Annotated in this window: 9 protein-coding genes and 1 pseudogene; 3 read left to right on the top strand and 7 right to left on the bottom strand. The window is 72.5% G+C overall.

The features are described from left to right. The 4 genes and pseudogenes from BCD48_RS36050 to BCD48_RS36035 form a co-directional block, all read right to left on the bottom strand. Positions 1-285, bottom strand: a pseudogene (locus BCD48_RS36050) (hypothetical protein); the annotation flags it as partial. 30 nt (positions 286-315) lie between these two features. Next, a complete protein-coding gene (locus tag BCD48_RS36045) occupies positions 316-705 on the bottom strand; it encodes a hypothetical protein (protein WP_071052882.1) in 390 nt (129 codons plus the stop codon). Positions 706-860: 155 nt separating this feature from the next. Next, on the bottom strand, positions 861-1,643 hold the full coding sequence (locus tag BCD48_RS36040; protein ID WP_071052881.1) for a pyrimidine reductase family protein: 783 nt from the start codon (positions 1,641-1,643) through the stop codon (positions 861-863). 78 nt (positions 1,644-1,721) lie between these two features. Further along, positions 1,722-2,606 (bottom strand): prephenate dehydratase, encoded by an 885-nt coding sequence (locus tag BCD48_RS36035; RefSeq protein WP_071052880.1) that lies wholly within the window; start codon positions 2,604-2,606, stop codon positions 1,722-1,724. Positions 2,607-2,921: 315 nt separating this feature from the next. Between BCD48_RS36035 and BCD48_RS36030 the strand changes: the two genes are divergently transcribed. The 3 genes from BCD48_RS36030 (at position 2,922) to BCD48_RS36020 (ending at position 5,188) form a co-directional block, all read left to right on the top strand. After that, on the top strand, positions 2,922-3,389 hold the full coding sequence (locus BCD48_RS36030) for an NfeD family protein (RefSeq protein ID WP_071052879.1): 468 nt from the start codon (positions 2,922-2,924) through the stop codon (positions 3,387-3,389). Further along, positions 3,386-4,423 (top strand): SPFH domain-containing protein, encoded by a 1,038-nt coding sequence (locus BCD48_RS36025; protein WP_083419721.1) that lies wholly within the window; start codon positions 3,386-3,388, stop codon positions 4,421-4,423. Before BCD48_RS36030 ends, BCD48_RS36025 begins: the two co-directional genes overlap by 4 nt. A gap of 246 nt (positions 4,424-4,669) precedes the next feature. Beyond that, complete coding sequence (locus tag BCD48_RS36020) at positions 4,670-5,188, top strand: DUF2231 domain-containing protein (protein WP_083419726.1); 519 nt, start codon at positions 4,670-4,672, stop codon at positions 5,186-5,188. Positions 5,189-5,705: 517 nt separating this feature from the next. On the opposite strand, the gene treZ is transcribed toward BCD48_RS36020, so the two are convergent. The 3 genes from treZ to glgX all read right to left on the bottom strand — a co-directional run bounded on the left by treZ (position 5,706) and on the right by glgX (position 12,961). Then, positions 5,706-7,622 carry a malto-oligosyltrehalose trehalohydrolase gene (treZ, locus tag BCD48_RS36015; RefSeq protein ID WP_071052877.1) on the bottom strand — a complete coding sequence of 639 codons (1,917 nt, stop codon included), beginning with the start codon at positions 7,620-7,622 and terminating at the stop codon, positions 5,706-5,708. 291 nt (positions 7,623-7,913) lie between these two features. Next, positions 7,914-10,460, bottom strand: coding sequence for a malto-oligosyltrehalose synthase (treY, locus tag BCD48_RS36010; RefSeq protein WP_083419720.1), 2,547 nt, complete (start codon positions 10,458-10,460; stop codon positions 7,914-7,916). Positions 10,461-10,777: 317 nt separating this feature from the next. Next, positions 10,778-12,961 carry a glycogen debranching protein GlgX gene (gene glgX / locus BCD48_RS36005; protein WP_071052876.1) on the bottom strand — a complete coding sequence of 728 codons (2,184 nt, stop codon included), beginning with the start codon at positions 12,959-12,961 and terminating at the stop codon, positions 10,778-10,780. Positions 12,962-12,979: the final 18 nt, after the last annotated feature.

Below are 12,979 nucleotides of genomic sequence, written 5' to 3'. Positions count from 1 at the left end.
CAGCATGACCCTCCCGCCGCTCGCCGTGCCGCCCGCCGCCACAGGGCCGTCGAGCGTCACGGCGCGGTGTGCCCCGTCCGCGGCCTGTACCAGCGCGAGCCGGCGGGTCAGCATTCGCTGCGCATCGTCGGCCCATACGGCGGCGCGCCGCAGCTCCGCCGCGGGGTCGCCGGGCCGGCCGAGCGGGGCGAGCAGCGCCGCGACCACCCGCGCATACCGCCACAGCACGTCACGCAGCGCCTTCAGCCGCTCGACGAGCGTCCTGGTGAGGGCTGTGTCCAGCATGACGCGTTCGCGGGGACCGGGCACGGCCGATCACCGCCCGCCGGGCGGGACGCCCGGAACCGGCACCGCAGGGATCGCCCGCGGGTCGTCCGGCGCCACCCACTCCGGCTCGGCCCTCGCCGCTCCGGCACAGTCCAGCGCCGCCCCGGCGAGCGCCTCCGCGGTCACGGCGCGCACCCGGGAGAGCTCAGTACCCCACGCCGTCGCCGCCCGGCCCTCCCACGCGCCGCCATCGAACACCGTGGTGACCTGGTCGAACGCCGTCGCTGTCTCGGCGTCCACCATGCGGAGCGCCGCGGTCGCGGCCAGCAGCGTGCCGCGCCGCTCGTTGGCTACCAGCCCGGCTGGTGGCAGCGCCGCGGGGCCGCCACGACGGCCCGCGCTGCCCGCACCACTCGCGTAGACCGACGTGCCCGCCACGGTCCACCGCCCTTCGCCAACGATCGCCGACCCGGTGCCCGCGCATCGCCCGGGACTGGCTGGCACGCTAGCCAGACCGCGACGCGCTCGGAAGAGGTCGACCGCTGGCTGTGGACGGCCGCTGACCTGTGGATATGACGTGGGGTAGCGACCCGTTACTGTTCGCGGGTGAGCCGGTAGCGGAGGAACAGCGTGCCGTCCTCCTCGAGGAGATGCGCCAGTTCCATCGCCCGTGCCGACGGCCAGGGGAGCCCGGCGACGATGCCCAGGTGCCCCGGCCCGCCGAGCAGCGGCGCGACCGTCAGGCACAGCTCGTCGAGCAGCCCGGCGCCGGCCAGCTGGGCATGCAGCAACGGGCCGCCCTCCGTGAGCACCCGCGGCAGGCCGCGCGCGACCAGCTCGGCCAGGGCCGCCTTCAGCTCCACCCGCTCGTCGCCGCAGACGACGACGTCGGCGACCTCGCGCAGCGCCGCCACCCGGTCCGCCGGCGCGCTCGCCCGAGTGAGCAGGAGCGGCCGGACCTCGGCGTCGAACAGGCGCGCCGTCGGGTCGAGCTCCATCGACCCGCTGATCACCGCGATCGGTGGGACGGGCGCGAGCCCGGCCGCGACCCGCGCCTCCCGTCGCTCGGGCGGAACGATGGCGGGGCCGTAGTCCTCGGTCCGAGCGGTGCCCGCCCCGACGACCACGACGTCGGCGAGCCAGCGCAGCGTGCGGAACACCCACCGGTCCGCCGGCCCGCCGAGGGCGCCCGAGCGGCCGCTCACCTCGGCCGCACCGTCCGCCGACGCGACGAAGTTCGCGCGGACGTGGGCGGTGCCCGGGAGGAGCGCGGGCACGGCGTAGGCGGCATCCAGGTCGTCCTGGGCCAGGCCGGGGTCGCCCGGCCCGGGCCGGGCCGGCGAGCCGGGTTCGGGCAGGGGCAGCAGGCGGCGCATCGGCCCGACCCTAGCGTTCGGCCCCGGCCGATGTGCCGTGTGTGCGGGGGCTCATGACGGCGGCCCTTCCTGGACGGGTCAGCCGGCGGCGTCGCGGGGCCGGCTGGCGGCGGTGCTCCCGGCGATGCGCTCGCGGTACCGGCTGGCGCGGTAGACGCCGAGGATGCGGTAGTCGGCGAAGAAGGCCAGCTCCTCGAACGCTCGCGCGACGGCCGGCTCCTCCGGGCTGCCCTCGATGTCGGCGAGGAACTGGGTGGCGACGAAGTTGCCGCTCACCATGAAGCTCTCCAGCTTCGTCATGTTGACGCCGTTGGTGGCGAAGCCGCCGAGCGCCTTGTAGAGCGCGGCCGGCCGGTTCTTCACCTCGAAGAAGAACGTCGTCACCAGCTCGTGCACGCCGGCGGCGGCCCGGAGGTTCTCGCCGGAGAAGATGAGGAACCGGGTGGTGTTGTGGTCCTCGTCCTCCAGGTCGGCGCGCAGGATCGTCAGCCCGTAGACCTCGGCGGCCATCCCGGAGGCGATCGCCGCCCTGGTGAGGTCGCCGGACTGGGCGAGCTCGCGCGCGGCCCCGGCCGTGTCCGCGTCCGGCACGGCCCGCAGGCCGAGCCCCCGCAGCGCCTCCCGGCACTGGGCCAGCGCCTGCGGATGGCTGTGCACGGTCTTCAGGCCGTCGAGCGTCGCGCCCGGCAGCGCCATGAGCTGGTGGTTCACCGGCAGGAAGTACTCGCCGATGATGTGGGCCGTCGCCTGCGGAAGCAGGTGGTGGATGTCGGCGACCCGGCCCGCGGTGGAGTTCTCCACCGGGATCATCGCCAGCTCCACCGTGCCGTCCTCGATCGAGGCGAAGCACTCCTCGAAGGTCTGGAACGGCACCGCGTCGAAGTCCGGATAGACGTTCCGACAGGCGAGATGGGAGTTCGCTCCAGGCTCGCCCTGGTAGGCGATGCGCTGCCGGGATGTCATCACGGACACGGTGTGGTCACGGTTCCTTTGTCGGGAATGGGTTGCTGGCGGGCGGTCGGACATCCGCGCCCGGTTCCCCGCCGGATCGGCGACAGGGTCCCTGCCGGGTCGGCGGTGAGAGGCTGTCATCAACGGTACCCAACCCGGTCCGCCAGCCGGCCTGCGCGGGTTGAAGCCACGCTCGGGCCCGGGGGCAACCCGACCCGCGATGTCCGCGTGGGGGTCTTTCGCGACGGTCGAACGGCCTGATTCCCGTTTGTCCGGCGGCCGACATTGAGGCGTCATCCGACGCATGACCGGGCCTACGATGAAGTCGTGCCGGCAGAGGTTGTCTGGTTCGTGGTGGCGGGGGCGCTCGCGGTCGGTGAGCTGCTCACCGGCGGTCTCTTCCTGCTCATGTTGGCGGGCGCGGCGCTCGTCTCCGCGCTGGTGGCGCTCCTCGGCGGCGACACGGCCTGGCAGGTCGTGGTGTTCGTGGTCGCGTCCGGCGGCCTGACCTTCGGGCTGCGCCCGATCGCCCGCCGCCACCTCATGAACACCCCGCTCACCACCACCGGCACGGATGCGCTGATCGGCGTCGAGGGCGTCGTCCTCGAGCGGGTCGACCGTGACGACGGCCGGGTGAAGATCAGGGGCGAGGTCTGGTCGGCGCGGGCCTACCCGGAGGACGCCGTGCTCGCCGCCGGTAGCCGGGTGCGGGTGCTGCGTATCGACGGGGCGACGGCCGTCGTCCACCAGGAGGAAATCCCGGGGCCGGAGGCTCCACGAGGGGAATTGGCATGACCGGTGGACTGATCGCGGCGGTCGTCTTGGCGTTCGTCGCGCTGATCTTCGTCGTCCGGACGATCAAGATCGTCCCGCAGGCCCGCGCGATGGTCGTCGAGCGGCTCGGCCGTTACAACCGCACCCTCGTGCCGGGGCTCGCGCTGGTGCTGCCGTTCATCGACCGGATCCGAGAGCGCATCGACCTGCGCGAGCAGGTCGTGGCCTTCCCACCCCAGCCGGTGATCACCGAGGACAACCTGGTCGTCGGCATCGACACGGTCCTGTATTTCCAGGTCACCGACCCGCGCGCGGCCACCTATGAGATCGCCAACTTCATCCAGGCGATCGAACAGCTCACCGTCACCACACTGCGCAACGTCATCGGCGGCCTGCACCTGGAGGCCGCGCTCACCTCGCGGGATCAGATCAACACCGCGCTGCGCGGCGTGCTCGACGAGGCGACCGGTAAGTGGGGCATCCGGGTCAACCGTGTGGAGATCAAGGCCATAGAGCCCCCGCGCTCCGTGCAGGAGGCGATGGAGAAGCAGATGCGCGCCGAGCGGGACCGCCGCGCCGCGATCCTCGGCGCCGAGGGCATCCGGCAGAGCGAGATCCTGCGCGCCGAGGGCGAGAAGCAGGCGGCGATCCTGCGAGCCGAGGGCGACCAGCAGGCGCAGATCCTGCGCGCCGACGGCGAGGCGAAGGCGATCGCGACCGTGTTCGCCGCCATCCACGCGGGTGACGCGGACCAGAAACTGCTCGCCTACAAATACCTGCAGACCCTCCCGGAGATCGCCCAAGGGCAGGCGAGCAAGCTGTGGATCGTCCCCAGCGAGCTGACCACCGCGCTCGGCAACGGCCTCGGCGAGCTGAACGGCCTGCTCGGCAGGCCGTCGGCAGCGGCTCCGCCCGCGAGTCCGGCCTCGACGCGGCCGCCGGCCGGGTTGCCTTCGGCCGGCGACGGCGACCCGGACGCCACCCCGCGGCCCGGTGGCCGCCTCGCCAAGCCGCCGGCCTCCGCCTCCGGACCGGAGGGCCTTCCCACCCCGTAGCGCCGAAGGCTGGTCGCGCCGGCCGGCGGCGGGCGGCAAGCCGGCGGGCGCATCGCGCGGTCCCGTCGGTGCGCCTGGACCGGCTGGCACCAGGCAAGTAGTAAGCAGGCTGCTAAGGCGGCGGGGTTTCTCAGGACATCTTCAGGCGACGTCGGCAGGGTCTAAGGCGATCTCCGCCGCGGCCTGCGTGCCGCGGCGGATGGTCCGCTACCCCTCATGTCCGCTCAGCCCACGCCGGAGGCCGCGTTGCCCGATACTGTGTCCGGGCTTCCCACCCATGCCCTGATTGTCCACGCCACGGTCGTGCTGATACCGCTGGCGGCGGCATTGTTGGCGCTCTCCGCGCTGTGGCCGCGGCTGCGGCGCACCCTCGGGCCTCTGCCCACGCTCGGCGCGGCCGTCGCGCTCATCCTGGTCCCGATCACGACGGCGACCGGAGACAAGCTGCGCGACCGGCTGGGGGTCGACAACCCGCTGATCAACCGGCATGCGGACCTCGGCGAGCAGCTGCTGCCGTGGGTGGCCGCGCTGTTCGTGGCCGCGGTCCTGCTGCTGTGGGCCGACGGCTGGCGCCCCACCGCCTGGTCGACACCGGCTCCCGGGACGGGAGCTCGTGCGGCGACGGCGACCGGCTCCAGGATGCGCGTTGTGGCGCTCGTCGTCTCCGTGATCGTGCTGGCTCTCGCCGTGGTGACGGTCGTCGAGGTGATCCGGATTGGCCACGCCGGCGCGGAGGCCGTCTGGCAGGGCGTGGGCACCAGCTAGCGGCTAGAGGGCCAAAGGGCGTGCGAAAATGATCTTCCTTCGCACGTCCGGCGGCCGTTGTCCCCAGGATCACTGACGGGATGTCAGCTGGCGGCTGGCGGAGCGTGGCTGGCGGAGCGTGGCCGCGCCTCTCCGGCCGGGATCTTTCGCGCTTGGAGGGGTGGGAGCGGTGCCGGCTGGGCACGTCTGACGATGGTCACCGAGCGGGCCGTGGACTTTCCGGCGGTCCGGCCGGCCGGCCTGGCGGACCGGTGACAGGGCCCCCGCCGGATCGGCGGGGCGGGGCGGATTTTCCGACGGCGGGCGGGGCGGCGACGATAGGGCCATGGCGACGTACGTGATTCTGCTGGTAGTGGTCCTGCTGTTCGCGCTGGGCCTGCTCGGGCTGCTGTACTTCGTGCTCCGCCGCGCCGAGAGCCCCCAGGAGACCACCCGCGAACGCTAGGCCGAGGGCCAGGCGACGATGGCGGGCCGTCGCCTGGCATCCAGCCGCGGCGGAGTACCAGGCCGCGGGGTGCTAGGCCGGTGGCCCGCCCGATGCCGGGCGGTGCTCCCCGAGGTGGCGCGGCAGCAGCCGGGCGATCACCACCGACTCGCCGTCGGTCTCGACGCTGTCCGGTTGGTAGACGAATCCGGGGGTCGACGCCGCCAGCACGTCGAGCACCACTCCGCCCGGCCCTGGCAGGTCCGTGTCGTCGCCGGCCGGATCCGTCGGGTCGACGGGGATCGACTGCCGCGTCCCCGACAGGTTGCACACCACTGCGACCTCGGCCGGCGGGCCGCCTCGGTACAGCACGAACCACCGGGCCTGCTCGTCGTAGGCGCAGCGCACGCCGTCCCAGGACGGGTCGGCGAGGTCCTCGACCGCGCGGCGCAGCCCGATCAGGCGCCGGTGCCAGTCGAGGAGGCTTCGGTGCGGCTCGGCGGCCGGCTGTGACCAGTCCAGCTTCGACCCGGTGAACGTGGCCTCGTCCTGCGGGTCGGGCACATCGTCCGGGTTCCAGCCATGTGTGGCGAACTCGGCCCGCCGGCCGTCGCGGACCGCCTGGGCGAGCCAGTCCGCCTCATGGTCGGTGAAGTAGGCCCACGGGGTGGTCGCGCCCCACTCCTCGCCCATGAACAGCATCGGCGTGAACGGCCCGGCCAGCAGCAGCGCGGCGCCGACCCGCAGCAGACCGTCGGACAGCGTCGCGGCTGCCCGGTCGCCGGTGGCGCGGTTGCCGACCTGATCGTGGTCCTGCAGGAAGGTGACGAGCCGGGACGCCGGCACCGACGACGGGATCTTCCGCCCGTGGGCGCGGCCGCGGAACGTCGAGTACGTCCCGTCATGCACGAATCCGCCCTCGAAGGCCTTCGCGAGCGTCGCGAGCGAGCCGAAGTCGCGGTAGTAGCCCTGCCGCTCGCCGGACAGCGCCGTCCACAGGGCGTGGTGGACGTCGTCGGCCCACTGCCCGTCCATCCCGTGGCCGCCGGCCTCGAGCGAGGTGATCATCCGCGGGTCGTTGAGATCGGACTCGGCGATGAGGAACAGCGGCCGTCGCTGGTGCGCGCCGAGGCGGCGGACGGCCGTCGAGAGCTCCTCGAGGATGTGCATCGCCCGGCTGTCGCGCAGCGCGTGCACCGCGTCCACCCGCAGCCCGTCGCAGTGGTAGTCCCGCAGCCAGGCGAGCGCGTTGTCGAGGATGAAGGCCCGTACCTCGTCGGAGTCGGAGTCGTCGAGGTTGACCGCCGCGCCCCACGGGGTGGCGTACCGGTCGGTGAAGTAGGGGCCGAACCGTCCGAGGTAGTTCCCGTCGGGTCCGAGATGGTTGTAGACGACGTCCATGACCACGCCGAGGCCGCGGGCGTGGGCGGCGTCGACGAACCGCCTGAGTCCATCTGGGCCGCCGTACGGGTCGTGGACGGCGAAGAGGCCGACGCCGTCGTAGCCCCAGCCGTGCCGGCCGGGAAAGGCGTTCACCGGCAGTAGCTCGACGGCGTCGACGCCGAGGTCGACGAGGTGGTCGAGCCGGCCGATGGCGGCGTCGAAGGTCCCCTCCGGGGTGAACGTGCCGACGTGCAACTCGTAGAGCACGCTTCCGGCGAGCGGCACGCCCCGCCAGCCGTGGTCCGTGCAGGCGAACCGGCCGTGGTCGACGACCCGGGAGCGTCCGTGCACCCCGTACGGTTGCCACGCCGACCGTGGGTCGGGCAGCTCCTCGTCCGCGCCGTCTAGCCGGAACGCATAGTCGGTGCCGTGCCCGGCGCCCGGCACCTCGGCCGTCCACCAGCCACCGGCGGCCGGCGCCAGGTCGGTGACCAGGTCCGCCGCGGACCCGGCGGCACCGGCCTCGTCCGGCCCGTCGGGGCCGCCGGCCTTGGGCGGGCCGCCGGGCTCGGCGGTGACGACGGCGACGGACTTCGCGAGGGGTGCCCAGACCCGAAAAGTGCTCATCGCCTCTGTCATACCGCCCGAACCCCCACCCGCTAAACGCCGAACGCCGAACGCCACGACTTTGCCGTGCGCCGCCTCGGTGGGCGACGACCGTCAGGAGTCGCTGGTCGCGGAACACAGCCTCGTGGTCGTCGTGCGGGCGGTGGGTGACCTCCCACCAACATCGCCCAGGCGAGGGCAGGCCCGCCGGAGGTCAGTCAGACGCGGTGCGTCGGCGGTGGCGGGTGGCGTCTGACTGGTCTTGGGCCTGGTGGCCTCCAGCAGCGGCAGAGGGCCGGGGCTGGGATCGGCTCAGGGGACGCGGATGAGCATGGTGACGGGGAAGTCGCGCAGTAGGCGCAGGACGTAGGCGGTACCACCGTCGTGGCGGCGGCCGGTGAGGACGTCGAGCCAGCGGCCGTCGGGCAGGGTGAGCGTGGTGTCGCGCCAGCCGCCGCCGCGGCGTAGGCCCAGCACCAGCCGGGGCACCACGGTCACCACGGACTCGGCCCTCGTGAACGCCACCAGGTGCTCGGCCGCCGAGCCCGACGCCCACAGGGGCCGGTAGGACGACCCCGGCCCGAACCACTCGGGGTGCTCGCGGCGCACCCGCAGCGCCCGGGAAACCACCAGGAGCTTGGCGGCGCCGGTGTCGTCGAGCGACGGCGGGCGCCGCGGCACCGGGTCGGTGCCGAGCTCGCCGAGCAACTTGGTGCGCTCCCCGAAGTTCACCGGCCGACGGTTGTCCGGGTCGACCAGCGAGTGGTCCCACAGCTCCTGGCCCTGGTAGACGTCCGGGACGCCGGGCGCGGTGAGCTGCAGCAGCCGGGCCGCCAGCGAGTTCTGCCGGCCGAGCTCGACGATCGTGGAGACGTAGTTCTCCAGCGCGGCGACGAAGTCCGGGTCCTCGAGGGCCGCGTCGACGTAGGTGGTGAGCGCGTTCTCGTACGAGGGGTCCTGGTCGCTCCACGAGGTGTGCACCTTGGCCTCGCGGACCGCCTTGAGCATGTACTCGCGGACCCGCTCCGCGGAGATCGGCCATGCGCCGACCAGGGTCTGGATCAGGTGGTAGACGGTGACCGGGTCCGGCCAGCCGCGCTCGGCGTCGGTGTGCCGGTAGCCGAGCCGGCCGAGCTGGCGGACCACGTCCGCCCAGCCGCGCGGGTCCTCCGAGAGGACCGCGAGGCGCGCTCGGACGTCCTCAGAGCGTTTGGTGTCGTGGGTGGACAGCGTCGTCATCGTCAGCGGCCAGGTCCGCGCCGTCGTGACGTTGGCCTCGTGGAACTCGTGGACGGCGCTGCGCGGATGGCCGGGCGGGAAGGCCGGGTAGGCACCCGGGTCACCACCTACCTCGTTGAGCGCGACCACTTGGCCGAACCGGTAGAACGCGGTGTCCTCGACACCCTTGGCCATCACCGGGCCGCAGGTCTGCTGGAAGCGGACGACGAACTCCGCCGGGCCGCCGAGCGCCAGGTCCTCGATCAGGTCGATCTCGGTGGCGCGGCGCGGGAGCCTGCGGCGGGCCTCCTCGCAGGCCCGGACGACGTGCGAGCGGGCCTCCAGCGACGGCGTGCCGTCGGGGCGGAGGTAGGCCCGGTAGACGCCGAAGCCGGCGAGCACCTCGCGCAGCGCCTCGCGCAGGCCGGTGCGGGTCAGGTCGGCGCGGTCCCGGCGGGCCTCGGTGAGCGCGAGCGCCGTCAGCCGGTCCAGCTCGGGGCGCAGCACGTTGTCCAGCACGTCCAGCTTGGCCTGGTGCGCGGTGTGCGCCCAGTCGGGCGCCTCGCCGGAGACCTCGGCGTAGAGCGCGGCCAGCGGGCGGGCGGCATGCGGGTCGAGGAAGAGCCGGGTGATCCTGTTCAGGGCCTCGTAGCCGGTGGTGCCGTCGCAGGCCCACGCCTCGGGCAGTGACTCGTCGCCCTCGAGGATCTTCTCGACGACCGTCCACACCCCGCCGGTCGCGTCCGAGAGCCGGCGCAGGTACTCCTCCGGGTCGGCGAGGCCGTCGGGGTGGTCGATGCGCAACCCCTCGACGGTGCCGGCGCGGACCAGGTCGATGAGGAGGCGGTGGGTGGCGGCGAAGACGTCGGGGTCCTCCTGGCGCAGTGCCGGGAGCGTGGTGATGTCGAAGAACCGCCGGTAGTTGAGCTCGGTGCCGGCGGTGCGCCACCAGCACAGCCGGTAGTACTGGGCGTCGAGCGTGCCGGCCAGGTCGTCCGGGTCGGCGGTGCCGGGCGCGACCGGGAGGACGTGGTCGTAGTAGGTGATCACCCAGTCGTCGCCGTCGGCGGCGTCATCGTCGGCGCCCGCGTCGCCGAACCCGGCGAGGTCCCCGGCGCCGGTCTCCGCCGCGTCGACGGTCCTGACCAGGGTGATCTCGTCGGCCTCGAGGCAGTCGTGCAACGGCTGGCCGAGCAGCGGCATCAGCACCTTGCCCGGGTTGTCCGTCGACGCCCAGTCGATGTCGAACCAGCCGGCGTAGGGGGAGTCGGGGCCCTCGCGCAGCACCGACCACCAGACGGGGTTCGCGGTCTGTGGGGTCGGGATGGCCATGTGATTGGGCACCACGTCGACGACGAGGCCCAGCCCCGCCCGCCGGCAGGCGGCGGTGAGCCGGCGCAGCCCGCCGACGCCGCCGAGCTCCGGGCTGATCCGGCCGTGCTCGACGATGTCGTAGCCGTGCATCGAGCCGGGCGCGGCCTCAAGGACCGGCGACAGGTACAGGTGCGAGACGCCGAGCGCCGCCAGGTACGGCACGATCACCGCGGCGTCGGTGAAGTTGAACTCCAGGTGCAGCTGGAGCCGGTAGGTCGACGTCGGCACGACCCGGGTGCGCTCGTCGCCCATCGGGCCGTCATTCATCGAGACCCCCCATCCGCCCCCCACCGGCGGTCGGTCCAACGACCCGGACCCGAGCAAGGTGGAGCGAGCCGTGAAAGCGCCTGCGCCAACGCCGATCGGTATGGGCTCGAGTTGGCCGGGGTCCCCGGGGATCCTGCCCGATCGGCGACAGGGTCCCTGCCGGATCGGCGGAGCCCGGGGTCCCCGCCGGATTGGCGGAGCCGATCTGGGAGGTCTGCTGGGAGGTTAGCGATCGGGGAGGTCTGCGATTCGCCACACCGACCCCCGCAAGGCAGCACATGACCGACCGCGTGCCTCGGGCGAATCGGTGGGGGGGCTTAGTCGGCACGGCGCAGGACCAGGGTCGAGCGGGCGTCGAGGGGTATTGCGTCGCCGGCCTTGACCAGGTGGGGCCCGGCGTTCGCCCGGGTGTCGCCGTCAGGGGGCTCGGCGGCGGCGCGGGTGTCGACGACGATCTCCCAGCTGGCCCCGAGCTCCGCCGGCGGCGCCTGGAAACTGACCGTCTCGTGGTGGGTGTTGAAGAACATCAGGAACGAGGTGTCGACGACCGGCTCGCCGCGTTCGTCCGGGTCGGGGATGCCGCGGCCATTGAGGAACACCGCCAGCGACTGCGCCGTGCCGGACTCCCAGTCGTGGTCGGACATCTCGCCGCCGTCCGGGCGCAGCCACACGATGTCCTTCAGGGGGACACCGTCGTCCTTCGGGGGAGCGCCGTCCTCGTACTCGCCGTCGCCCGTTCCCCGGATCGGGGCGCCGTGGAAGAACCGGCGGCGGCGGAACACGGGGTGTTCACGGCGCAGCCGCGACACCGCGGCGGTGAACCGCTCCAGGTCGGCGTTCTGGGTGGCCAGCGACCAGTCCACCCAGCTCGTCTCGTTGTCCTGGCAGTAGCCGTTGTTGTTGCCGCCCTGGGTACGGCCCAGCTCGTCACCGGCGACGAGCATTGGCACCCCCTGGGACAGGAACAGCGTTGTGAGCAGGTTACGGGCCTGCGCCCCGCGCAGCGCGAGCACCGCCGCGTCGTCCGTCGGCCCCTCGACCCCGCAGTTCCATGACCGGTTGTCGTCGGAGCCGTCCCGGTTCTCCTCGCCGTTCGCCTCGTTGTGCTTGCCGTTGTATGAGACCAGGTCGGCGAGCGTGAAGCCGTCGTGCGCGGTGACGAAGTTGATCGACGCGATCGGGCGGCGGCCGTTGAACTGGTAGAGGTCGCTGGAGCCGGTCAGCCGGGAGGCGAACTCGGCGATGCCGTGGTCGGCACCGCGCCAGAAGTCGCGGACGGTGTCGCGGTACTTGCCGTTCCACTCGGTCCACAGCGGGGGGAAGTTGCCGACCTGGTAGCCGCCCTCACCGACGTCCCACGGCTCGGCGATCAGCTTCACCTGGGAGACGACCGGGTCCTGCTGCACCAGGTCGAAGAAGCTCGACAGGCGGTCCACGTCGTAGAACTCGCGGGCGAGCGTCGCGGCCAGGTCGAACCGGAAACCGTCGACGTGCATCTCCGTCGCCCAGTAACGCAACGAGTCCATGATCAGCTGGAGCACGTGCGGGTGGCGGACGTGCATCGTGTTGCCGGTGCCGGTGTAGTCCATGTAATACCGCGGGTCGTCCTCCATGAGCCGGTAGTAGGCCCCGTTGTCGATGCCGCGGAAGCAGAGTATCGGGCCCAGGTGGTTGCCCTCCGCGGTGTGGTTGTAGACGACGTCGAGGATCACCTCGATCCCGGCGTTGTGCAGGTCCCTGACCATGCCCTTGAACTCCTGGACCTGCTGGCCGAGGCCGCCGGAGGCGGAGTAGGCGTTGTGCGGGGCGAGGAAGGCGATCGAGTTGTAGCCCCAGTAGTTGCGCAGGCCCTGGCGTACCAGGTGCTCGTCGTGTACGAACTGGTGTACCGGCATGAGCTCGACGGCGGTGACGCCGAGCTTCTGGTAGTGCTCGATCATGAGCGGGTGGGCGACGCCGGCATAGGTGCCGCGGTAGCCGTCGGGCAGGTCGGGGTGGCGCATGGTCAGGCCGCGGACGTGCGCCTCGTAGATGACCGTCTTCTCGTACGGGGTGCGCGGCGGCCGGTCGCCGTTCCAGTCGAAGAACGGGCTGATCACCACCGACTTCATCACGTGCGGCGCCGAGTCCGCGGTGTTGAGGCTGTCCGGGTCGCCGAAGGTGTAGCCGAAGCACGCCTGGTCCCAGTCGATCTCACCGTCGACGGCCTTGGCGTACGGATCGAGCAGCAGCTTGCTCGGGTTGCAGCGCACGCCGTGGGCCGGGTCGTGCGGGCCGTGGACCCGGTAGCCGTAGCGCTGGCCCGGGCCGACTCCGGGCAGGTAGCCGTGCCAGACGAAGGCGTCCTTCTCATGCAGCTCGACGCGCCGCTCGGTGCCCGCCTCGTCGAACAGGCACAGCTCGACCCGCTCCGCCACTTCGGAGAAGATCGCGAAGTTGGTGCCGGACCCGTCATATGTGGCGCCCAGGGGATAGGGGTGGCCAGGCCAGACCTGCGACATACCCGCGAAGCCTACGGA

The organism is Pseudofrankia coriaricola (assembly GCF_001854805.1).
Lineage (GTDB): Bacteria > Actinomycetota > Actinomycetes > Frankiales > Frankiaceae > Pseudofrankia.
The sequence above is the reverse complement of the archived record's forward strand: the minus strand, read 5'-3'. Positions and strand labels throughout refer to the sequence as shown.